The sequence below is a fragment of the Halobacteriovorax sp. ZH5_bin.2 genome, assembly GCF_043196375.1.
Lineage (GTDB): Bacteria > Bdellovibrionota > Bacteriovoracia > Bacteriovoracales > Bacteriovoracaceae > Halobacteriovorax_A.
This window is the reverse complement of record NZ_JBEBMJ010000002.1, coordinates 509,447-532,071: the sequence shown is the minus strand read 5'-3', so window position 1 is coordinate 532,071 and position 22,625 is coordinate 509,447. Positions and strand designations below refer to the sequence as shown.

Here is a 22,625-nt window from a genome sequence, read left to right as displayed (position 1 = left end):
ACGGTATGTCCGCGGAGGCAGGAGCCGAGAGCGGACGCATGTCCAGGATAGACGGTATGTCACGCATGTCGAAAACTTAAGTTAAGCTAAGTTATCCTTTCTTCAATTGTTCATATATTCCACTATGTTAGTTTTTATGTATGGATAATATGACAACTCTTTATATCGTACTCTTATCATTTCTACTTCTGTGTGTTGTCAGTACTTATGTCGTTGCTTTGGTTGATAAAGAAAGTGATTATAGACAATTTAAGATAGCGTTAATCTTCAATTTCATCTTGTATGCATTACGTTTCTATTTTGTTCAATGGGTTGAACTCGATGTCATATTTTTTGCTTTAAAATTCGTTCCACTATACTTGATATGTAACTTCTTTTTAAATAACCGCCTAAATCATTTTCGAACTGAGATATTGAGTTTGTTTGTCTTATGTGGGATTACTGGCCTATCATTGTATTTATTAGGGAATAAGTTTGAATACTATTCTCTGGCCGTTGCCATCGGGAGTTTTTCTCCAGGCCTATATGCATTAGCTCATTTTGGTAAAAGAATAAAGCAAGTTATTAATTTTTTCTATTTTACTATTTTTGCTATCGCAGGAATTGTGACATTTTCATACCCATTTGCCTTTGAAATACAAGGCTCAGGTATTTGGGGGTGGAGTGCTGGAGTTATTACTTATGTCGCAATCATGTTAGGTCTTCTAATTAAGATTCTTGAAAAGAAAGTAGATGGGGATTATAAATTACAAGAAGAATTGAAGCTCGTTAATGCAATTTATAAAGCCGTTATTCACGATACCTCAAATGATTTAAATTTTTTGTCATTGAGTCTTTCGCGGGCTTTAAAAGATGAGAACTTGACCTATGTAAAGTTAGCTTATGATCGATTAAGTGAACTCATCAAGTTTAAGTCAGAAATTCGTAAGCAATTTAATGAAAAAGAACTTTCATATGATGTGGAGCTCTCAACGTTAATAAATTCTGTTGTAACTCGTTATCAAGATGACTTTAATCGAAAGCGAGTGCAGTTAGTCGTCACATACCCACATCAGCATATAGAAGCCTCTCTACCGATCAGTAAAGAGAGCTTGATTAACTCCATACTTGGAAATCTTGTTTCGAATGCCTTAAAGTTCTCCGATCCAAGATCAAAAGTCTATCTCTCAATGAGCTATGATAAGACACACTTGTATTTTAGTGTGATTGATTCTGGTGGAGGTATTCCCGAAAATATTGTTTCATCTGTTACAAACTTTTCTAAGGTGAAATCTAGTAGTGGTACAAGTAATGAAATGGGAAGTGGTATGGGTCTTAGTATACTCTGTTACATCATTAAAAGAATTGATGGTGAGATTAGTTTTGTGAGTATGAAAAGTGGAACCAAAGTCATTGTTAAAATTCCTTTTTCTAATCAATTGACGGATACATTAGGTAATAAGCGTAATAACCGTGGAAATGATGTTATATCACACGCTTAAAGATTCTTATCTTTTCTTACAAAACTAGTCTTATGAAGGGAAATTGAGTCTAATTATGGATATGAAATCGATACTTACTTTATTACTTTCCACTTATGTCCTGGCAACTTCTCCCGTAACAATTTCGGAGTTTTCAAACTCATTAGAAAATGAATTAGGGCTAAAACTTTCGCGCTTAGATGATGTTATTCAAAAGATTAGAGTCAGAAAACCTAATGTTTTTGAAAAGTGGTTAATGAATAAAAGTGGTGCAGAAGCTACCTATAATGACAAAACAAATACGATCGTTTTACGTCAGAAGAATTGGCGTGGAGATCGAATTGTTAGCTCTTCTGATTTTCCAACGGGCCAAGAGTATCAGTTTTCTATTTTAGCATCGACTATTTTTCATGAATTAATGCATGCGGATTTTGACGTTTTAATAAAAGGGAGTCGCACGCGTTCTGATATAGCCCTAAAGAATACTCAACTATGGTTTTCAAGAAATATTCCAGGTGTGAATGCTCATATTGCTGCCCATGAATTCTTTGGTTATACCGCTTCTGATTTAATCTTGGGAATTAAGAGTAAACTTCAAGATATCTATATTGCTCATGGTATTAATAGCTATAAAAATACGTGCTTTGGGAAGAAGGGCCTGAAGAAAATTAAGGAACGTCTTTTTCCGGATGGTGATATTCGCTTTAAAGACACATTGAATATTTCAAATTTTGCATTTGTCTTCACTCCTAATACGATTTTTGTGAAAGGTAAGGACTTCAATATCAAAGATAAGAACTTTCCAGATTCTTACCGCTCGGATGTTTATCAGCACTTTGTTGAAAATTACCATGCCCCTGCAAAATCAAGTGATTTACTAGAGGTTGCAAGAAGACAGTATGGTGACTTATTGCAAAAATGCTTTGAAGGTATTTAACGAGACCTATCTCTTGAGACTCTAATCCAATCTAAATAGAAATACTTTTAATTGGCCGATGTTCTCGGCAAGTTCTGCATCGCTATTAAGAATTTTTATCAAAGGGTACAATATAAACTATGGTACAGAGTTAAAGATGTATCTTAAGTTGCCATTTTAATTATTGTAGTGATAATCAGTATTTATTGATCGATAAGGTGTGTTTAATTGGAAGTAAGTAATAAGGCATTAGTCGCATATTTTGATGGTGTAAGGTCAATGGGTGACTCTGTTGATGACTTTATAGCAGAGCTTCCTGTTAAAGATAAAAATCTTTTAGATGTAAAGTCACGCATCACGTGGCAAGAGTTTAAAGACATTACGATCTTCTTTTCTGAGAAGTATCCAAATTATACAGAAATTATCAGTAATACAGGTGTTTCAAATAGAATTATTAAGCCATTCTTTGACATCGTTACTTACTTCATTAGTTATAGCTTACTTTATGAATTCTTTTTGAAGTTGTCTTTCAAAATGCTTTATACAAATATAAAGATTGATACAAAGAAATTAAGTTCAGATTCTTTTCAAATTATTTTTGAATTTTCAGATTCAACTCATATCTTTCACGAGTTTATCAATATGTATGTTGAGCTTTTTAAAACAATCCCTGTCAATTTTATTGGGTGTCGTACATATTCAAAAGTGAAATACCTAATTGTTGAAGATAGAGTTGTATTTTCAGTCAGAAATGCTGCTTTTGCAAAAGTGAGTATTCCAAATCTTTTATATAATTTCTTCTTCACGAAGAAAAAACTTCATGAAGTTATTTTGAAAAATGTGGAATATTCAAATCTTTTAGAAAAGCAAAATCTAGAGCTTGAAGAGTACCGAAAGAACTTAGAGTTGTTAAATACAGAACTAAATCTAAGTAATCGTACGCTTCACCATGACGTCGCAAATAAGCTCCTAAGCCTTGAAGTTGCTAAGAAGAGAATTGAAAATGGTGATTATGATCAAGCAGTTCATAAGATCAATCAATTTTCAAATTCAGTTAAGGGTATCATTCAAAACTCAATTGTAACGACGCATATTGATGGTGAACTTTTTGAACTCGAAGAGATCAACTTATATGACCTTTTAATAGAAGCTGTAACAGAATATGATGATATTGCTATTCAAAAGGGTGTACGAATTATTCATGATTTTAAAATCGATCAAAATTTTACGATCTATACTAATAAAATTGCCCTCCAAAATAACTTAATTTCTAATATCATGTATAACGCTATTAAGTTCTCACATATGAATGACAGTATTGTTTTCTCTGTATCTGTGTGTGATGAAAACCTTTGTCTACGAATCGTTGACTTTGGTGTAGGTATTCCTGAAGAGAAGCTTAAGTTAATTAAAAAGAATGTTGGTCTAATTGGATCTACAAAGGGAACTAATGGTGAGAAGGGATCTGGACATGGTATGAGTATCATCATGGATACTGCTAATGCGCTTGGATTCAAGGTTAATATTTCTTCGAGCCTAGGAAATGGAACGTCAATTGAGTTAATAAAAAATATTTCTCAAGAAGAAACTGATTTTAACAATGTACTCTATCTCGATAGTCAAAGTTCTAAGTCTTAATTTTCATCTCGTAAGTATTAAGTATCACTAGTGTGTGCCAAGTATTTTTGCTGAGGTCTTGAAAAGGCCCCGTTGTAACTCCCCAAATTCTCCAAAAAATATATTTTAATTTATACTCTCACGTTAACTGGAGGGTAGAGATGTTTTCAAGAAATATTGGATTAATTACTCAAGAAGATCAAGATAAGTTGCAAGGAGCATCTGTATTAGTTTGTGGTGTTGGTGGTATGGGAGGAGTCGCTAGCGAAGTTCTAGTACGTATGGGAATAGGAAAAATTAAAATTGCAGATTTCGATCGTTATGAGGCCCATAATTCAAATCGTCAAATCCACTGTAATGCAAAAAATTACGATCGATATAAAGTCGATGTCTTAGAAGAAGAGTTCAGGAGTATAAACCCTGATCTTGAAATTGAATCATTTAACGAAGGTGTTACAAAAGACAATATTGAAGCGCTTCTAGATGATGTTGATATTGTTATCAATGGTATGGACGAGATGTTTTATTCGCTAATTTTAGAGCGAGCAGCTCGCCGAAAAAGTATTACTATTGTTGATGCATGGATAACACCATTCGCCTCGGTATTTGTTATGACTCCCGATTCTCCGCATTGGGAGGAATATTTAGATTTATGTACAAAGAATACGAGTATTGATGAATTAACACCCGAGTTGTGTAATCAGGCCGTAAGGGAAGAGGTTGATTTTACTTTTAGTCATCTTTCTCCCTATAAATATATTTCTAAAGATCTCGTTGATAAAATTGTTACTAAAGAAGCTACTAGACCAAGCTTTACACCTGTTGTTTGGCTCTCTGGTGTACTAATGGCAAATGAAGCTTATAAAGTCATTTGTGGCCTCCCACATACAGACCACTTAGGGGTGTTCTTTGACCAATATGAGTTTCAGTTAATTAATGCTGGGACACAGTCTAAGGAAGGTAAGAAAGCTGCCTAAGGAGCATTTATGAACGAGGTAAAGTGGGGGAGCTATTCCTTCAAAACATATTTTAGGCCTGGCCTTTATTTAGATGATTTTAACTTGAAGCGTTTGTACCGTTCAATTATAGAAATTAATAATACTTCTAAGAAAAAAGTAAATATTAGATATCTTCAATTAGAGGATATGGATGAAATAAAAAGCTTTCTGAGTCATATTATTGTTTCAGTTGTTCATACACGTGGTAAGGATATTTCATTTTTGATGAATTATTTAATTGAAGATGGTGCTGTTAATATTCTTCATGTTGGAATTATGGTTGCAAATTCATATACAGGTAATGATGCAATGGCCATGTTGGCATGTTTCAATAAGTTAGAATATTTCAAAAAACATAAGAATTTTTATACGACAAATATATCTGCTACACCTGCTGCAATTGAAGCATTCGATAAAATAAGTCACAAAGTTTGGCCATCTCCAAAGAGTCAAATTAAGAAGCCTCCGAAAGACTATATCAACGTCGTTAAACTCCTCGAAGAGTTTTACATTAAGAAGTGGTTTCAGGACCCAAAAGAGTGCAGTATTGACCCTTATCGCTTTGTTCTTAAGTCTCCTTGTAAGAAGATGGGATTTAAAACGAATATGTTTCAGATGAGTCGAGCAAATAATATTGAATATCAAAATTTTTGCCATAGTATTATTGACTATGAAAATGAAGAAGATTTAGTACAAGTTTCAAAATCTGGATATCTTGAACTTTTAAAAACTTACTTACTTACAAGTCTTTTTCTACACTTTAAAAAGCCACCAAAGTATTATGGCCAAGAGAGAAAATTAAATGAGCACACAGAGGTCGAAAAAATAGCTTAGTAACTTAAAAATTAGGCTTGAGGTATGAGAATTACACTTAGGCCGTTACTTAAAAAAGTTGATGTAAATAAATAATGTGTTTAAATGATAATTATTCTTAAATTAAATTAACTACCTCTTAGGAAGTCTGTAAAATTAGATACTTATAGACTGAAAAAGATTCACTGTCTTAATAAAGTATATTTGTTTTTGTTTGTTTATGGTACTGAACACTCGTGGATTCAATTATTATTTTATATGCTATTTTATTAGGCTTCCTAGTACTATGTACTGCGAGTGTATTTCTCGTATCTGCCGTTGATCGATATCAAGACTATCTTGATTTTAAGAAGTTTCTAGTGACGGTCATTTTGGCATACTTTATTAATTTCACTGTAGGTGTAACACCTCATTTGGCGGCGGCATCTTTTTGCCTTCAGTTTTTTCCGATATTTTTCTTGAGTAATTATATTTTAGCGGGACAAAATAGATTAAGTTTTCGCTACTTTGGCCTCTTGCACTTGATTGGGATTACCTTTAGTTTTCTTCTAGCTGTTTGGACAGATGACTTTACAATCTTTAGTCTTCCCTTGGTCTTGAGTGCATATTCTCCTGGGTTTGCTGTAATCTACTATATTCTTAAAAGAAAAAGTTCTCTTACAAATTTCTTCTATGTCTTTGTTATGTCACTAGGTGCACTGAATTTCATTTCGTTTTCTGTCTTTCGTTTTGTACCCGGGACAGAGTTATGGGGATGGAGTGCTGCTGTCTTAAATTATATTTTAATTATGTATTGCTTCTTTCTGATGATTTTAGATAAGAAAGTTATTCTTGATGCAGAGTTAAAAGATGAGCTAAAGCTTACAAATACACTGTATAAAACTTTGATTCACGATACATCCAATGATTTGAATTACCTATCTTTTAGTCTAAGCCGAGCAATAAAAAGAGATGATATCTCCTTCGTTGAAAAGGCCAATGAAAGGTTAAATGAGCTAATAAGATTTAAAACAGAGGTTAGAAAACAGTATCAAAGTGAGAAAGGCATCAGTCATAAAGTTAGTATGGTTAATATTCTTTCTCGGATTGAAAACAACTTCTTGGATCTTTATCGTTTAAAAGGAATTCAGCTCGTTAAATCGCTAAAGAATGAGAGTGATGACATTAATATTCCTATTAGCGAAGAAGTTTTAATTAAAACAATTCTCGGTAACTTACTTTCGAATGCATTAAAATTTTCGCCACAAGGCTCACAGGTTCATTTAAGTATTAATGTGTGTATGGATATGATGCATATACAGGTAATGGATTCAGGGAAGGGGATTCCTGAGCACATTGTAAATGAGGTCAAAACCTATAGTAAGGTTACCTCTAGTAGTGGGACTAATCACGAAATGGGTACTGGTATGGGGCTTGGTATTGTTTGTTTCGTTGTTGACCGTGTAAAAGGTGAGATTGAATTCACATCTCGAAAAGATAAGGGAACGACTATTGATATAAGAATACCAACAGTCGCTACTCAGTTTCTTAATGGCCTAATGCCTAAAGAACAAGTTGTGCAGTCTACGCTACTGCAGTAAGTTCTTCATAAATAGAATCCAAATTTATTTCCAAGTCGCTATTTGATTTGAATTTTTTAAATAATTGCTTTGTTATTTTAAAAAGTGGATGTGTAGAGCGAAGTTTTCTCATTATACTTGGATCTGTTGAGAGAATATCAACATAGTCTTGTGCTCCATTTGAAAATTGAAAAAGCTGATTTTCCACTAATACTCTTGCACCAACTGATATACTTGCTTGCGATACTTTCTTATTGGAATTGGTACAAGAAATGATTGGTCCATTATTTTGCATTAGTGATCTCTCCATCAGTGTCACAAGCACTAATGCCTTCCATGGGAATTCATCACTCTTAGTATTAAATTTTGAGGTGATAGTAAAGTTACCACATGCCAGAATATGATTCCCTTCAATCTTATTCAGTACTTGTTTTTTGATAAGATCATTCCAGTTTTTAAAGTATGATGAGCTTTGATCTATATTGCTTTCAAGATTAAATACTGTATTGGCGCCACCTCCAACAAATTCTCCCTTGTAGTAAATTGCAACGAGCTCATCTTGTTTGTAGAGCTCATCTGAATAAAGCTCAATATCTCCCTCCCTAAGTCCTAGCTTCTTATATGCACTAGTCCACGTATGCTTCCAATCATTATAAAATTGCTCATAGTAGCAATAGAGAGGGTCATTCAAATCAGTATTTCTTGGTGATAGAATAATAAGTTCTAAGTCATTAATATCGATACTCTTCATTTTGGCTCCTACTTATGCTGCAGTATTAACTTTTTCTTCGATATTTGCTTCAATTGCATCTAGGATATTGAAGAATATCTCTTGAGAGTATCTTTTGTTTTCAGCAATGTATTTTTGAATATTTTTGGGTAGGGATTCGATTAATTTTCTCGCTTCTTCAACATGGTCTTCATCTTCCTCGTAATGTAGTTTAATAAAGCTAGAAATCCTGCCACTTGAAGCACTTATTTTCTCGTGGACGTATGGGCCAGCTTTTGCAACTAAGTCTTCCAAGAAAAATATATAGCCCATTAAAGCAAGAGGGTGTTTATACTCAATTTGATAGTACTGGCCTTGATAAAATGCTTTCGTTAAAGAATGCTCCTGATGACTTTCAATATTTGACCCAAATCTTTGCAGATCTCTTATGGCCAATTTATCGTGAGCACTCTCTTCATTCAAGTGCTCCTTAAAACGGCGAAATATTTTATCGTCATCAAGTCGTGCCATTGCTAAACAAAGTAATTTTTCTGAATGGGATACGTAAAAGTAGGTTTGTGCCAGATACTCTGCTACAAAACATTCATTCTCCCACGGGTAATTTTTTACTTTTTCATAAATATCAAACTCACTTTTCATCCTACGTCCTTCGTTAAGTTAGTTGATAAATGGTAACTGAAATTTATTGTTGTCTTTATTTGTTTGGCCAAGTGTGTGAAAATTGCCTGTTAAATATATTTTGTTTTCCGTTTTGTGCCAAAATTATTAGGTGATACCACAGCAAGTAACTGTATTTATTAGCTTATTTTTCTTCATTGATTAGCTCTCTTTTGCTAATCTTTAGAGATGAAGTTTAAACTCAGGGATTATCAAGTTGAAGCTGTAGACAAGGTTGTGTCTCACTTCAGACGATGTGCTGATCCTTCTCTTATTGTTCTACCAACAGGTGCTGGAAAAAGTTTAGTGATCGCTGAGCTTGCACGCATTGCTCGAGGTCGAGTTCTGGTCATGGCCCATGTAAAAGAACTAGTCGAACAAAATCATGCAAAGTATGAGTCCTATGACTTAAAGGCCGGGATATTTTCTGCTTCCATGAATCGAAAGGATAAGGACGATAAGGTTATCTTTGGTTCCATTCAGTCTATTGCGCGTGCACCTGAGGACTTTTTCAAAGATTTTTCTCTTATTATCATCGATGAGTGTCACAGAATTTCATTAGAAGAAGAGTCTCAATATCAACAAGTATTTGATAAGCTCAAAGAAATGAACCAAAAGGTTTTCTTTCTTGGTCTTACGGCAACACCATATCGCCTTGGAATGGGGTGGATTTATAATTACCACTATCATGAAATTCTAAGAACAAAAGAAGAGCGCTTTTTTAAGCATTGTATTTATGAACTGCCACTTAGTTATATGATTAAAAATGGTTATTTAACTAGGCCAATAAAAATTGATTCTCCTGTTGCTTGCTATGACTTTTCAAAACTTGAAGTAAATGAGAATTCTGGCAGATTCTTAACTCAAGAAATTGAAAAGATTTTGAATGATAGCGCTCGTGTTACACCTGGGATTGTTAAGCATATCGTCCAGGAGGCAAAAGAGCGAAATGGAGTGATGCTTTTTACTTCCACAGTAAAGCATGCCAATGAAGTCTTGAGCTTTTTACCTGAAGACTCTAGCGCAATTGTAACAGGTGAAACTGATCAAAAGATTCGCGACCAAATCATTGAAGATTTTAAGAATCAAAAAATAAAGTTTTTAGTTAATGTTTCAGTATTAACTACAGGTTTTGATGCTCCCCATGTGGACTTAATTGCTATTCTTCGTCCGACAGAATCTATTAGTTTATATCAACAAATTGTTGGCCGTGGACTTAGGCTTTATGAAGGAAAAGAAGACTGTTTAATTCTCGATTACACAGGACTTGATCACGATATTTTTAGGCCGGAGGTGGGTGAAACTCGTCCAAGTGGTGAAACTCAAGAGGTTCAAGTTATGTGTCCCGATTGTGGGCACGCTAATATCTTTTGGGGCAAGGTTGATAGCGAAGGTGGAATCACTGAACACTATGGCCGAAAGTGCCAGGGGATTCATATTGATGAAAGTGATATGAGTGTCGAGGAATGTGGATTTTTATTTCGCTTTAAAAGCTGTGATAATTGCGGTCAAAGTAACGATATTAGTGCACACGTTTGTGCGCATTGTGAGCATGAGCTTCGTGATGCAGATAAGAAGCTTAAAGAGGCCATGCAGCTTAAAGATGCTCACATTATGCGAGTTGAGGAGATGATATTTAATGAGCATCAAGGTAAGAAGGGGCGCTCTCTAGAAGTGAGTTATTTTGATGTAAATGGAGAGTCGTTAAAAGAATATTATCAGTTAAATAATAAATCGCAACAGATGGCCTTCTATCACGCATTTGTTAAGAAGCACTTAAAAACGCCTGAGCTTAAGTATTATATTGATGATCTTGATAAAATCTTAAAGGATCGTAAGTATTTTAGAGAACCCAAATTTGTGATTGCTCGTAAGAAGCAACGTTTCTGGCAAATAAGAGAGAAAATTTTTATCGAAGAACTAAAGTCTGCGAGATACACGAAATAGCTTTTCCATCGCAAGCTCTCCCAGTGTTTCAGAAAACATTTCAAAAAGAGTGTCTGGTATCGATGACTTTTCACCTCGCCAATAACTCTTCGAAAAAAAGAGACAGCGCCCGTCCGATAATTGTCTCACATTGATTTCACCTTTTAGGCCTTTTAAAAAACCCTTATCAAATGTGAATGGGTAGACTCCAGGTTTAGTGATACGTGGGATTCTAAAATTTAGAGACATGGGAAATGGCATCAAAGTATGATCGAGATAGAGATAAATTTCTTTCTTCTTTTCTGAGTAACCCGACAGTTTTACTAGGTCGATATATTCATTGAATTTTTCGTAGCGCGACAATTTTCTTAACGCAATCTTGCATTTATTTGGATGAATTCCATATATTTGGTAATCTAAACTTTGTTTGTTTTCTTGAGTCTTAACGATGGCCTTTCGGTAAATTCTTTTTTTATCAACTAAAATTTCTTTGATGTCTGCATCAATCCCCTTGAAATCAGAGGCGATTGCGAGATTTGAAAATAGCAAAATCAAGTAAAAAACTACTGTAATTATCAATGGTTGACGCGTTGTAACTTTCAAGGCCTTTAAGTTTCCCTTATTCTTTATAGTAAATTCATTATAGCACGAAGCTAAGATAGGGGAAAATTTAAGCATGGGACGCAGCATTGAAAAAGTGAATCGTAAAGGTAAGACGAAAGACGCTGTCATTGAGAGTAAGGATCAAAGATGGCACTGTCGAAACCGTATTACGCTCGTCTTTGGTTCTAATGATATTGAAGATTTAGAGACATATGTCTACGAAGATAAGTCAGTCGATTTTAAAACTGTTAAATTTCACCAAGCAAAGTCAAAGGCCATTGAAGAGCTTTTAGATAACTGTATTGATGAATATTATCGTGGACACGTTACGGAAATTCACACATCACTAAGTGAAGATGGAAAAACAGTTACTGTTGCTGATAACGGAATTGGTTTTCCACTAAATAAAGTCAAACAGGTTTATTCAGAATTTAGAACTGGTTCTAAATTTAAAGATGAAGAAACTGATGAGAAGGGCTTTCTTCATCGAACTCTTGGACAAAACGGTCTAGGGGCCGCTGCAACTTGTCTTACGGCCGATGAGTTTTTTGTTACGATTAAGCACTATAACTCTAAAAAAGAGCAAACGACGAAGTTCATTGATGGTGCTCTTAAGGTTACGCAAACTAAACCAAAGACTTTTAAAGGCGCTTCAGGTGTTTCAATCCAAGTAACACTGGCCAAAGAGGTATACAAAGACAATAAGATCGATGAAAACCTTTTAAGAAAGCGTATTATTGACCTTGCTTATAATAATCCAGGGCTTGCTTTTTACTTCAATGGTGAAAAATATCATTATCAAAAAGGGCTATATGAATTAGCTCAAAGAATTGATGAAGCAAATGCTCACGACTTTGGTGAGACAACTTATATTTATGAGACAATAAATACGAAAAAGAAAAAAGTTAAGGGAAAGATCGATATGTCTCTTTCTCTAACAATTGATAAGGGGAGTGAGGAGAGAGAAAAGTTTATCTCTTTTGTTAACTCAACTCCTACTTATGACGGTGGTTTCCACCATGATCGTGTAAGAAGAATCTTTATCAATGCTGTAAAAGATAAGTTAGAGCGCCAAGCAAAGAAAGAGAAAATTAAGTTAGTTGATAACGATATTCTTTCTGGTCTAACTTTTGTTCTTGGTGTAACGATGCCAAACCCTCGATTTGAATCACAAACAAAACGTAAGTTAGTTCGTGATGCACATCTTGAGAAGGCCCTTGAAGAATTAATGGCCAAGTCTATTGATAAATTCATGAGAAAGAATAAAGACTATCTTGAAGTTGTTATTGAAAGAGGGAAGTCTCGTCATAAATATCAAGTTCTTAAGGAAGCAGCGTCAAAAGGACGTAAGCAAAAGAGACAAAGAGTTGAGAAACTTCTTGATGCTAACGAAAGAAAAAAACGTGAGCTTTGTACACTATTTATTTGCGAAGGGGACTCGGCCATTGGTGGTTTAAGGTCTGCTCGTAATAAGCTGTACCAAGGTGGGATTGCTCTTCGTGGTAAACCGATGAACGTTGCCCAAGCAGGTATCAAAGATATTCTAAATAATCAGGAATTCTCTGACATCATGGCATCAATTGGTCTTGTTCTAGGGCAAGAAGTTGATGAGAAAAAGCTTCGCTATTCAAATATTGTTTTCCTTGCCGACTCGGATGTTGACGGTGGACACATTAATACGCTTTTAACGAATTTCTTCTATCAGTTTTGGCCTGAATTATTTGAGATGGGTGCAATTCAAATTGCGAAGGCACCTCTTTTTGAAGTCGTGACAGATAAGAAAACTCTTTACTTTGAATCAGATAAGGAACTTGAAGAATTTAGAGATGCTGGTGAAGTAAAGATTAAAGAAATTCATCGAAATAAAGGACTTGGTGAGATGTCACCAGAAGCCTGGAAGTATGTTTTATCTAAGGATGAGTACACTAAGATTGTAATTGACCAGAAGTCTAAGGCCAAGGAGATGCTTAATATCTGTTTTGGTAAGGATACAAATCTGAGAAAAGATCTACTTCTTGATGAAGATCAATCTGAAATAATGTCTGAAGCGATTTCTGAGGATAAGGTTGTAACAAAGCCTAAGCCGGCCAAAAAGGCGGCAAAGAAAGTAGCAAAAAAGACTGCTAAAAAAACTGTAGCGAAAAAAACAGCAAAGAAAGCCGCTAAGAAAACGGCAAAAAAAGCTGCAAAGAAGAAGGCCAAAAAGGCCGTCGCTAAGAAAGCGGCCACTGGTGGCCTAGCGGACATGATTGATTATCTTGATTAAAAAGTATTTGGAAGGAAATAAATAATGCAAGAAACTTATCTTCATTCACTTGAATCAGTAAACCTAGAAGATATCGTAAGAGATGAGTATCGTACATATCAGATCTACACACTTATGGATCGTGCGATCCCATATCTTCAAGATGGCCTAAAGCCAGGTCAGAGACGTATTTTATATACTCTTTGGAAAAATCAGTCGAAGGGACTTTTAAAAGTTTCTGCGGCAACTGGTTTAGTTCTAACTCTACACCCTCACGGTCCAGCTTCAATCGAATCGGCGATTGTTAATATGGCCCAAGACTATACCTTCTCAAATAACTATCCACTTATTGATAAGAAAGGATACTTCGGTGAAAGGATGGAAACGGATCCTGCGGCCGGAAGGTATATTGAATGTAAGCTAGGGAAGGTTTCGGATCTACTTTTATTTGATGATATGAATCAAGTTGAAATGGTCCCAAATTATGATGAGCGTTCGATGGAGCCTGTAGGGCTTCTTCCTAAACTTCCTCTTATGTTACTTAACGGTGCAGAGGGGATTGGTACTGGTTTCTCTTCGACGATTCCAAGTTTTCATCACAAAGATCTAATCAAGTCGATGATCTCTTTTATTGAAACTGGGAAAGTGAAGAAGCTTAAACCGTACGTTCATAATTATTCACTTCCTATTCATGTTGACAAGAAGAGCGGTAAGCTTACTTTTGAAATGAGTATTGAAGAAAAAGATGGGAAGTTTTTTATTACGGAACTTCCTCGTGGATATGATGCTAAGAAAATCTATCGCCACCTAACAAAGTTCATTGATAGTGGATTCATTAAAGATTTTGTTGATGCATCAGTTGATAATGAAATTAATATCGAACTTCTTTTTAAGAAAGGACAAGAAGTTACTCTTAAGGAAGTGAAGGATACAGTTGGAGCAACTTCATCTCTATCACCAAACTACACGCTGATTTCTGAGCGAGGTGTTAAGATCTTTGATCAGGCCGAAGAGATTATTGAAATTTTCACTGGCGAAAGGCTTAAAGTTGTAACTCGTCGATATGAACTTCTTTGTCTTGACCTTAAGGATTCAATTACAAAGAATAATGAGATCATTAAGTTCATTAAAAACAAAGAGTATGAAAAGGCGACGAAGTCTAAGAATAGAAAGTCATTTGTTGAATACCTAGATAAGAAAAAATATGTTTACTCTGACTATCTAGCTGATATGCCAATTTATCGTATGACAAAGGATGAAGTAGAAAAGCGTAAGCTTCTAGTTAAGGACGAGACTAAGCGACTTAATGAATATACAAAAATTGCAAAGTCTCCAAAGCTTGTCGCCAAGAAACTTATCGAAGAACTTAATGAAGTTGATACGAAATTAACTGACTGGCTCAAGAAGAAAGATGCTGAAAAGCACAAGCTTCTTAAGAAGATTGCTAAGGATCAAGAAAAGCTTGGTAAGAAAAAGGCCAAGAAGAAGGCCGTTAAGAAAAAGTCTAAGTAAAAAACTCGGAAATAAAAAATCCCCAGCAGAAGTGTAAAACTTGTGCTGGGGATTGTTCATGTCAATACGCCAATTTGACAAGAAGAAGTTGATATAAACATGGTACATGGTATTTGTTTAGTTGCTCAACTTAAGCTTTTCTTAAAACTGGCTTAATTGACGAGTTAACACTAAAAAAGCCTAAGTTATTAAAATGAAATATATTTCCCACAAAATTTTTTTTGTGAAATATTCATAATTCTGCTAACCTATTAATATATAAAGGTTCTTTTGATTCATGGAGGAATGCAATGAGCTTGACTAAAGCTGATATTGTCGAACGAGTTTATAAGGAAGCAGGGTTTTCTAAAAAGGAAGCTTCTGATCTTGTAGACTTAGTTTTTAAGGTAATTAAAGATACTTTGGCCCGCGGGGAAAAAGTAAAAATTTCTGGTTTTGGAAACTTCTCAATTCGCGATAAAGCATCAAGAGTTGGCCGTAACCCACAAACAGGTGAGGCGATGGAAATTTCTGCAAGACGTGTTCTTACTTTTAAACCTTCACAGGTTCTAAAGGAAGATATTACTGGACGCTACGTACACCGTATCGACGATAAAGGTAAGGAAGACACTTCAATTGCACCTAAGGAAGGAACTCCAAAAGCACTAACATCATTCAGGAATGATACTGATGATGACTTTGAGAGCGAAAACGGATTTTAAATGCTAGAAACATTATCGATTCCACAGAAATCGTTATTTAAACTTGATGAAGTTTGCTCAATCGTTGGCGTTAAGCCATACGTATTAAGATTTTGGGAAAGTGAATTTGATGAAATTTCACCTCTCGTTTCTTCAACTGGTCAAAAACTTTTTGAACAAAAAGATATTCAAATGTTGGCAAAAATTAAAGGCCTTCTATTTGAAGAGAAAATGACTATTGAGAAAGCTAAGCTAGTTTTAAGAGGTCAACTTGATCTTTCTAAAGAAACTAGTGGAGCTTCTAAGAAGAAGTTAAATACAAAGCCTGCAAAGTCTTCTAAATCAAAGGTTGTAAATTACAATATTGATTTAGATAAACTTGAGCAAGCAAAGAGCATCCTTAATCAATTGAACCTAAAGAGTCAAAGTATTCAACAAAGAAATAATTGGATCTAAAGAGGCGGGCCTAGTGCCTGTCTCTACATTTAAGTGACCAGTTATTGTTTCTTTATTAGGTTCGATAATACTAAGTATCTTTCCAAGATATTCTCCGTATACTAAACGGATATTTCCGCACGCGTACTTTTCAAAAAATACTTTCATATATTCGAGATTAGATTGTAGTTCTGTAAAACAGTCCTGGCGTCTTGTTTTCCATGGATTAATGGCCTCCTCATGCTCACTTAAGATTTCATCTTCAAGTTCACAAAGATCATCAAGAAGTTGAAAGGCTATGCCCATATGGTGACCTAAACGGTGAAGCGCTTTGGCCGTTTCTAAATTTGCATCGTCATTAAAAAGATAAGGGCCAACTATTGAGAGTTGGATAAGACGTGCAGTTTTTAACTTATGAGTAAGGATTAGATTCTTAAAGCTCTCTGTCATGTGGTGACCGAGGTCTAAGGCCTGGCCAAGGATGAGACCTTTTGCTCCTAAGCACCAATGCGCATAATTTAAAATCTCATATTTATTCTTTACATTAATCTTATTAATTAAATTAAAGCTAAGAGATTGAAGTGCATCTCCTGCAAGAAGTGCTTGCCATTGGCCAAACTTTGCATGAGTTGAAAGTCGCCCACGGCGATATTCATCGTCATCCATACAAGGCATATCATCATGAATCAGAGTATATGTATGATGAATCTCTAATGCACATGAGAAGCTCTTAACTGACTTTCTAAGCCTTTCATCATTAAAGTCTATACCAAAGTCTTTAGCTGTTGCATAGGCCAGCATAGGGCGAAATAACTTTCCAGCAGGTAGGAGAGAATAATCATAAATTTCACTAAAGAAATTTTGATAATTATTTTGATCGATAAATAGTTTTAGGTCAGCTTCAATTTGCTGCCTTGCTTCTTTAAGCTCTAATACAGATTGATTTTGCATTGAATTAAGATGCTTTAAAGTTGGCCTTTAGTCAACTAGCGCTTAATCATTTTCGGTGTGTTTGGACGTCCAAGAGTACCATCAATCTTCATGTGATAGAAACCTTGCTCATCAGGAGTACCATTGCCTAAAAGAAGATTGATAATAGCAAAGCTTTCAATAAACTCTGGTGTGAATTTTACCTGCGCCTCGATATCAAGACGAGAGTTTCTGATATTTCTTTTATCAAGAGTGATTGTACCACTGGCATTTGCTCGAATAGGTGAGTTGCTGTCTCCAATAATAAGCTCTTGAATTTCAACAGCTCCGCCTTCTTCAGAGTGGGCCTTGAATGATAGATTATTAATTGCAAGAGTAGGTAGCTCAAAACTTTGGATAACTTGTGTCGGAATCGCAAAGTTTTTAGAAGTCAGGTAGATATCAAGGTCTTTAATGGCCTTAAGGTCTGTGCTAACAAGTGCATTAAGGTTGATTGTTCCATCAAGTTTAAAGTTATTCATTAGTGGAGCAAGAGCATCAAAGCTAATGACCGTATTTTCAACTTTTAAGTATTGTGTTGAAAAATTATGAATTGATTTAATGTTGATTTGATTATCAAGTCCTGCAATTTTATTAATTTCAGTATTAAAAGTAAGTCCCATTGGAGCAATACTTGGAAGCCCTAGAGAGATATCGGCTTCTGAAATCAAAAGTCCTGAGCGAGAGTTTAAACAGCGAGATGAAATATCAATTTCTTTTAAATTAATCCCTGGCAGAAAGTAACTTAAACTAGCACTTTGATAGTAGATAGGGCAGCTACGATTCTTTCTTAAACCATCGTAAACGAGATTCATAATCTTGTCTTCGACAGAGAAGTTAAAGATAAAGCCAAAAAATAATGATAAGAAGGCGAAAATAGAAATTAGAAAAATTGTCTTCTTATTGATCTTATAAATATCTGTTTGTTCTGCTGCTTCACTCATATTATTCTTTTGATTACCTAAGTTATCCTGCATTAATTAACCTTTGCGTAAAATTCAACAAGGAATTTCCCCGAAACGAATTTTCCATCTGCCGTTTTTTCTAGGTCGATCTCAGTGATTATGATTTTAAATTTTCGATGAAGTTCATTTAAGAGACCAACAAAGGCCTTATTAGTGAACTTATCAATCATGATACTTGTTTCAATTCGGTTTATTGATCCACCAAGGTTTTCTTTTTGAAAGCCATCAACATTAAGTTGATTTCCTTTTATATTAAGTCTTGAAGTTGCGTTATTTAATTTACTTATAAAATCAGACTTTTCATAAATAGCATCATTGATAACGATGGGGCCTTCTTGGGCCTTAAGCTTAATATTTCCTTCCTTGAAGCTAATGATTGTTTGTTCCAATTCTTTTCTTGTATTTAAATCGTTTACTTTGATGGTTCTAAAGATAAAGACACCAAAAAGAGCGATAATTGGAATAATAATGACAAGACCAGAAAGGACCTGGTTAATTATTTTCTGCTCAGTTTCTGTGAAAGAGCGGAGTTGATCGGCAAACGATTGAAAAACACCAGAATTTCTAGCTTCTTCAATTTGCTTATCAATAGCGACATCAATTTCTTTAAATACGCTTTTCTGTGTCATTATTTACCTTTAAAGCTAATTGTAATCTTTTCTTTATTTGAGTCGTCAATATTAGCATCGTTTACATTAAGACCTTTAAGAACTTTAAGTAATTGCTTCGTATCGCGATCACTCTTACTTTGGAATTGTGCAAAACCAGAGTTAAGATCACCTTTGTATTTCGTCAGAGAAACTTCTTCATTTCTTTTAATTGCACTTGTAATAGTATGTAGATTTGCAAGAGCACTCGACTTTGGTACACCTGCTAATACTTTTAAATCAACTTCTATCGCTTTATTTTTTTGCTTAATGATCTTTGTTAATTTATCAGGTGATTTTCTAAGATATCTCTCCTGCTTTTTCGTAATATTAAGATCACTTGATTTGATAAGTTTCTTAATCTCTCTATCAGTGGCCTTTATATCGCGGTTTACGAAATAGAGTGACTCTACTAAAAAACCAGCACAAAGAATTAGGCAGACAAGAGCAAGACGATAGAAAGTAAAAATTGTATTTTCTAACTTGATTCCATCTTTCAGTGCAGATGCAAACTCTTTTGTGAAAAAGTTTTTTGCAGGCTCTCTAAATGTGTTTGATACACCCATTGTATAGGCGAGTGCAAGAGAGTTATACTCCTGTGGAGAAACCATTCTCTCAAGACCAGGAGTCATAAATTGTGAAACACTAACATGAAGTCTTTCTGTAATATAGTTATCAATATTCTTAATGTTAGCGCATCCACCTGTTAAGTAAATATGCTCTATGCTTTGACCAGTTTTAACTCGATGACCTAATAGCCAGCGATCAATTTGAGAGAGAAGGTCTTTAAAAGTATGGTGCATCATTAGAGCAAAGTCTTGCTGCTCTTTTGTCACACTATCCAGTTGAGACTTTGTTAAAAAGAAACTGTTTTCGTGTTTGAAAATTCTTGCTTCGGCAGGACCGATATTATAAGTCTTAGAAATGGCCTCATCAATGGCGGCACCAGCTACATATGAAATATGATGAGTGTATATAATGCCATTGTAAATAAGATATGCTTTTGTCGTTTGATGGCCAATATCTAGAATACATACATTTGATTCTAACTTCTTTTCTTCGACAAAACTTTGATAAACACTAAGTTCCGAAGTTAAGTTCGAAGGCACTGTATGATAGGCCTGTAAAAAGTTTCGATAAGTTGCAAAGACACTTTTTTCTGCAATTTGAACAATAGCTGAAAATTGACTATTAATTTTCTTATAAAGATTAACTATGTAGTGAGTATCAGCAATATTAAATGGTAGATCCTCTTCTAGTTGGAAAGGGATCATCAGTTCAGCATCTTTCTTACTTTTTGCTGGAAGATCTAGGTAACGATTCGTTAAAAACTCGTTAGGTAATTGAGTAATGATACGACCGTTATAGTGTTGGTCTTTTAAAAAACCAGAGATAATTCTTTGTTGAAGTTCGTGTACAGAGACTTCTTGGTCACTAGGGCCACGAACATCTTCGAGTAGAACTTCTTCAATATCATCAATAATGAATCTTTTTTTGTGTACTCGGCCTTCAACAAATTTAATACTGTAGGCACCACAGTCTATTACTAAAATACTCATAAATTTATTTTACCAAATTTCAATAACTTTGCTGTTTTTTTTTGAATGAAAAATTTGCCATTAGTAAGTGCGAATTTCTACAACTCTCGGGCGTAAGAGATAGCTCTTTCCTGTCGACTTTTGTCCCTGAGAGGCAGATCCTGACTGCTGTTGTCCATTACCACCGTCATCGTCATCATCTGGGTTTTGGGAACCGCCGGCCTGCTGTCCACTTTGACCTTGAGACGTCGTTGATGGGGCCTGAGGTTTTATTGGTAAGTCGATAAAAGCAGTCAGCTTATAGATCGTATCGGCGTAGCTTCCAATTGATTCTAATTTGAATAATTTCCCACCTGTTCCAATAATAATATCGGCATCGGCGAATTCCTTAATTCTCTTATCAAAATCAGAAGGTTCTACTGCACCAATTCGATTTGTGATTAGCTCTTTAAAATCCTTATCACTTTTAAATGAGCTTGGTGATGTACCATTTTCCTCATCTCCATCGCGATATTTAAAGAATTCTTCAAGGGCAACATCAGACATTTCTGGAAAAAGAACTTTTAGTTGATTAATCGTAATTTCGTTTACATTAATAACCGATACATTGTGAATTGAAATTCGATCCTTAATTAAGTTCACGATTTCATCATCCCAACCTGCAAGAGAATAGAGTTCATCAGCAGTTTCAAAGGCCGCATGCTTTGCTTCCACTCCAAGATTTTGGTAAGTTCTTTCGATATCGGCCTTCTCAGGTTCATCGTAATCTTCTTTACCTGAAACATAATACTTTAATTCTTTAACAAGAAGCTTGGGATCTAAATTTGAATAGTGAAGGGCAAAATCTTCATTATTTTCAATCTCATTTCTAAACGTTCTCTCAAGCATATCTGTAAACGTCTTCTCCATAAATTGGTGTGGAGTAATTGTTGAACCATCTTGACCACTTTCACTTGAAGATGACTGAGACGAGCTCTCGTTAACAGGCTTGATGACTCTTAATGTATTTGGATTGAGAAAGCCTGTGATAGGCTTCAGGCTTACAGAGATTGAACCTTGAATAAGAGACTCTTTTTCAAATTCTGCAATGGCATTCTTTTGTAGTGCATTTAGCTCTGTTGATACAGGAATAGGAACAATAAAAGGTTGAGTTGCAATTGCTTCAATATCACTTTTTGAAATTGTCGACTGAAGAGAAGTGTTATCTTCAAGTTTATTCCATGCTTCACGATAAACTTTTAATACAGAAAGAGCGTAGTGAAGCCCCGCTTCAGCATTAAGCTTTGCTTGAACCTTATCAACTTGTCCTTGTATTCTAATCTTGTTGAGTTTGGTTTCGTATGTGAACTGTGCAAGAAGTACAGTTAAAATAGCGACAGCTGTAGTTACCATGATAATGGCAATTCCTGACTCATTTCTAAGTATTGTCTTCTTATTTTTTAAAGTCATACTTTTCCTTTAAGTCTTCGCTGGAATTAAACTCTGGCCACATAACACGTATCGTTCGGCTAAGTTGAAGCTCATCACCATTTTTTGATACATAATCAATATTCATGCGTATTAGACGTGGCGTATTCCTTAATTTATTTAACTCTCTAAGAGAAGATACAAATTTCTCTTTCTCTGGGCTGTAGAACTCGAATGAAAAGTCTCTAAGGTTTTCAATAACAGGATATTCTTTAGCCTTTTCCCAATCGAGATCCTTGTTGTAAATATCAACAGGGATTACTGTTCGAGTTAATGAGTAAGGTGCTTCTGTATTTTTCTCTTCTTCGTCTTGACCATCTGTTGAAGTCGTTACCACGCGGTAACGAACCCACATTAAATTAGACTGCTTCATATTTTTTACAAGTCTTCGGTTAGCAGATGATAGAAAAACAAGAGAGCCTTTCTCTTCGTTTAAAAGAATTGGAATCGGAACATTACCTGCTGAAAGGTTGTCAAAATTCTTATTCTTATAAAGATGAGTCGTCATGACATATTTTTTAGATTGTTGCTGTTGCTGCTGTTGTTGTTGACTTGAGCCACCAAGTCTTGATCTTGACTGTGATTGGGACTGTGATGAGTTATACGCCTTAGTAAAGGCCTTATTATCATCGGCCTTAGATGATTCATAGTATAGGGGAGAGTTGATTAACTCGATATCCCTTTCTATTCTCATCATTCCAATTTCTAGCTGAAGCCTTTCTCGGTCTTCTTTTGTTACTCGATCATTCGTATTTACACTACTGTCGACTATTGTATAGATGGCCGTCATAAGAACAGAGAGAATAGCAATAGCGATAAGAACTTCAATTAATGTAAAGCCATCTTCATTCTTGTGAATTTGATTTTTTTCTATGCCTTTCATTAAAA

At 35.0% G+C, this 22,625-nt stretch carries 20 protein-coding genes; 11 read left to right on the top strand and 9 right to left on the bottom strand.

Annotated features, from left to right (window positions below):
- Positions 1 to 140: 140 nt before the first annotated feature.
- The 6 genes from ABMA76_RS07670 (at position 141) to ABMA76_RS07645 (ending at position 7,384) form a co-directional block, all read left to right on the top strand.
- Positions 141 to 1,481 carry a sensor histidine kinase gene (locus ABMA76_RS07670; RefSeq protein ID WP_393061309.1) on the top strand — a complete coding sequence of 447 codons (1,341 nt, stop codon included), beginning with the start codon at positions 141 to 143 and terminating at the stop codon, positions 1,479 to 1,481.
- A 61-nt stretch (positions 1,482 to 1,542) separates the two neighbouring features.
- Positions 1,543 to 2,397, top strand: coding sequence for a hypothetical protein (locus ABMA76_RS07665; protein WP_393061307.1), 855 nt, complete (start codon positions 1,543 to 1,545; stop codon positions 2,395 to 2,397).
- 207 nt (positions 2,398 to 2,604) lie between these two features.
- Entirely contained in the window at positions 2,605 to 4,014 is a 1,410-nt protein-coding gene (locus ABMA76_RS07660; protein WP_393061306.1) for a sensor histidine kinase, read from the top strand.
- Between the two features lie 140 nt (positions 4,015 to 4,154).
- Positions 4,155 to 4,970 (top strand): ThiF family adenylyltransferase, encoded by an 816-nt coding sequence (locus ABMA76_RS07655; RefSeq protein WP_393061304.1) that lies wholly within the window; start codon positions 4,155 to 4,157, stop codon positions 4,968 to 4,970.
- 9 nt (positions 4,971 to 4,979) lie between these two features.
- Complete coding sequence (locus ABMA76_RS07650) at positions 4,980 to 5,825, top strand: hypothetical protein (RefSeq protein WP_393061302.1); 846 nt, start codon at positions 4,980 to 4,982, stop codon at positions 5,823 to 5,825.
- A 215-nt stretch (positions 5,826 to 6,040) separates the two neighbouring features.
- Complete coding sequence (locus tag ABMA76_RS07645; protein WP_393061300.1) at positions 6,041 to 7,384, top strand: sensor histidine kinase; 1,344 nt, start codon at positions 6,041 to 6,043, stop codon at positions 7,382 to 7,384.
- Here the strand turns inward: ABMA76_RS07645 and ABMA76_RS07640 are convergent.
- Both ABMA76_RS07640 and ABMA76_RS07635 read right to left on the bottom strand, forming a co-directional pair.
- A complete protein-coding gene (locus ABMA76_RS07640; RefSeq protein ID WP_393061298.1) occupies positions 7,368 to 8,114 on the bottom strand; it encodes a hypothetical protein in 747 nt (248 codons plus the stop codon). The two genes, ABMA76_RS07645 and ABMA76_RS07640, sit on opposite strands and share 17 nt — an antisense overlap.
- Before the next feature lie 12 nt (positions 8,115 to 8,126).
- Positions 8,127 to 8,732: an iron-containing redox enzyme family protein gene (locus ABMA76_RS07635; protein ID WP_392907424.1), complete on the bottom strand. Its 606-nt coding sequence runs from the start codon at positions 8,730 to 8,732 to the stop codon at positions 8,127 to 8,129.
- 207 nt (positions 8,733 to 8,939) lie between these two features.
- Between ABMA76_RS07635 and ABMA76_RS07630 the strand changes: the two genes are divergently transcribed.
- On the top strand, positions 8,940 to 10,697 hold the full coding sequence (locus tag ABMA76_RS07630; protein ID WP_392907426.1) for a DEAD/DEAH box helicase family protein: 1,758 nt from the start codon (positions 8,940 to 8,942) through the stop codon (positions 10,695 to 10,697).
- On the opposite strand, the gene ABMA76_RS07625 is transcribed toward ABMA76_RS07630, so the two are convergent.
- A complete protein-coding gene (locus ABMA76_RS07625; protein ID WP_392907428.1) occupies positions 10,671 to 11,231 on the bottom strand; it encodes a hypothetical protein in 561 nt (186 codons plus the stop codon). The two genes, ABMA76_RS07630 and ABMA76_RS07625, sit on opposite strands and share 27 nt — an antisense overlap.
- A 121-nt stretch (positions 11,232 to 11,352) precedes the next feature.
- Between ABMA76_RS07625 and ABMA76_RS07620 the strand changes: the two genes are divergently transcribed.
- The 4 genes from ABMA76_RS07620 (at position 11,353) to ABMA76_RS07605 (ending at position 16,172) form a co-directional block, all read left to right on the top strand.
- Positions 11,353 to 13,545, top strand: coding sequence for a toprim domain-containing protein (locus ABMA76_RS07620; protein ID WP_392907430.1), 2,193 nt, complete (start codon positions 11,353 to 11,355; stop codon positions 13,543 to 13,545).
- A 24-nt stretch (positions 13,546 to 13,569) separates the two neighbouring features.
- On the top strand, positions 13,570 to 15,036 hold the full coding sequence (locus tag ABMA76_RS07615) for a DNA gyrase subunit A (protein WP_392907432.1): 1,467 nt from the start codon (positions 13,570 to 13,572) through the stop codon (positions 15,034 to 15,036).
- 296 nt (positions 15,037 to 15,332) lie between these two features.
- Positions 15,333 to 15,737 (top strand): integration host factor subunit alpha, encoded by a 405-nt coding sequence (locus tag ABMA76_RS07610; protein WP_084710483.1) that lies wholly within the window; start codon positions 15,333 to 15,335, stop codon positions 15,735 to 15,737.
- Entirely contained in the window at positions 15,738 to 16,172 is a 435-nt protein-coding gene (locus ABMA76_RS07605) for a MerR family transcriptional regulator (protein ID WP_392907435.1), read from the top strand.
- Here ABMA76_RS07605 and ABMA76_RS07600 read toward each other — a convergent pair.
- Genes ABMA76_RS07600 through ABMA76_RS07575 form a run of 6 tightly spaced genes read right to left on the bottom strand, consistent with a single transcriptional unit; the run spans position 16,131 to position 22,620 of the window.
- Positions 16,131 to 17,102 (bottom strand): polyprenyl synthetase family protein, encoded by a 972-nt coding sequence (locus ABMA76_RS07600; protein WP_392907438.1) that lies wholly within the window; start codon positions 17,100 to 17,102, stop codon positions 16,131 to 16,133. The two genes, ABMA76_RS07605 and ABMA76_RS07600, sit on opposite strands and share 42 nt — an antisense overlap.
- Positions 17,103 to 17,137: 35 nt before the next feature.
- Entirely contained in the window at positions 17,138 to 18,097 is a 960-nt protein-coding gene (gspN, locus tag ABMA76_RS07595; RefSeq protein WP_392907441.1) for a type II secretion system protein GspN, read from the bottom strand.
- Positions 18,097 to 18,714, bottom strand: coding sequence for a hypothetical protein (locus ABMA76_RS07590; protein WP_392907444.1), 618 nt, complete (start codon positions 18,712 to 18,714; stop codon positions 18,097 to 18,099). The genes gspN and ABMA76_RS07590 overlap by 1 nt, the downstream gene beginning before the upstream one ends.
- Positions 18,714 to 20,291, bottom strand: a complete 1,578-nt coding sequence (gene pilM, locus ABMA76_RS07585; protein WP_392907447.1) for a pilus assembly protein PilM — start codon at positions 20,289 to 20,291, stop codon at positions 18,714 to 18,716. Before pilM ends, ABMA76_RS07590 begins: the two co-directional genes overlap by 1 nt.
- 60 nt (positions 20,292 to 20,351) lie before the next feature.
- The gene (locus tag ABMA76_RS07580; RefSeq protein WP_392907449.1) at positions 20,352 to 21,719 is read right to left on the bottom strand and encodes a hypothetical protein; all 1,368 of its coding nucleotides are present in this window, start codon (positions 21,717 to 21,719) and stop codon (positions 20,352 to 20,354) included.
- Positions 21,703 to 22,620 (bottom strand): type II secretion system protein J, encoded by a 918-nt coding sequence (locus ABMA76_RS07575; RefSeq protein ID WP_393061296.1) that lies wholly within the window; start codon positions 22,618 to 22,620, stop codon positions 21,703 to 21,705. Before ABMA76_RS07575 ends, ABMA76_RS07580 begins: the two co-directional genes overlap by 17 nt.
- Positions 22,621 to 22,625 lie beyond the last annotated feature (5 nt).

Bases quoted from the DNA above. Each gene is read 5' to 3' on its own strand.
- ABMA76_RS07600 (WP_392907438.1), bottom strand. From the start codon at position 17,102: ATGCAAAATCAATCTGTATTAGAGCTTAAAGAAGCAAGGCAGCAAATT.
- ABMA76_RS07605 (WP_392907435.1), top strand. From the start codon at position 15,738: ATGCTAGAAACATTATCGATTCCACAGAAATCGTTATTTAAACTTGAT.
- ABMA76_RS07640 (WP_393061298.1), bottom strand. From the start codon at position 8,114: ATGAAGAGTATCGATATTAATGACTTAGAACTTATTATTCTATCACCA.
- ABMA76_RS07575 (WP_393061296.1), bottom strand. From the start codon at position 22,620: ATGAAAGGCATAGAAAAAAATCAAATTCACAAGAATGAAGATGGCTTT.
- ABMA76_RS07650 (WP_393061302.1), top strand. From the start codon at position 4,980: ATGAACGAGGTAAAGTGGGGGAGCTATTCCTTCAAAACATATTTTAGG.
- ABMA76_RS07665 (WP_393061307.1), top strand. From the start codon at position 1,543: ATGAAATCGATACTTACTTTATTACTTTCCACTTATGTCCTGGCAACT.
- ABMA76_RS07630 (WP_392907426.1), top strand. From the start codon at position 8,940: ATGAAGTTTAAACTCAGGGATTATCAAGTTGAAGCTGTAGACAAGGTT.
- pilM (WP_392907447.1), bottom strand. From the start codon at position 20,291: ATGAGTATTTTAGTAATAGACTGTGGTGCCTACAGTATTAAATTTGTT.
- gspN (WP_392907441.1), bottom strand. From the start codon at position 18,097: ATGCAGGATAACTTAGGTAATCAAAAGAATAATATGAGTGAAGCAGCA.
- ABMA76_RS07620 (WP_392907430.1), top strand. From the start codon at position 11,353: ATGGGACGCAGCATTGAAAAAGTGAATCGTAAAGGTAAGACGAAAGAC.
- ABMA76_RS07655 (WP_393061304.1), top strand. From the start codon at position 4,155: ATGTTTTCAAGAAATATTGGATTAATTACTCAAGAAGATCAAGATAAG.
- ABMA76_RS07635 (WP_392907424.1), bottom strand. From the start codon at position 8,732: ATGAAAAGTGAGTTTGATATTTATGAAAAAGTAAAAAATTACCCGTGG.
- ABMA76_RS07670 (WP_393061309.1), top strand. From the start codon at position 141: ATGGATAATATGACAACTCTTTATATCGTACTCTTATCATTTCTACTT.
- ABMA76_RS07590 (WP_392907444.1), bottom strand. From the start codon at position 18,714: ATGACACAGAAAAGCGTATTTAAAGAAATTGATGTCGCTATTGATAAG.
- ABMA76_RS07615 (WP_392907432.1), top strand. From the start codon at position 13,570: ATGCAAGAAACTTATCTTCATTCACTTGAATCAGTAAACCTAGAAGAT.
- ABMA76_RS07580 (WP_392907449.1), bottom strand. From the start codon at position 21,719: ATGACTTTAAAAAATAAGAAGACAATACTTAGAAATGAGTCAGGAATT.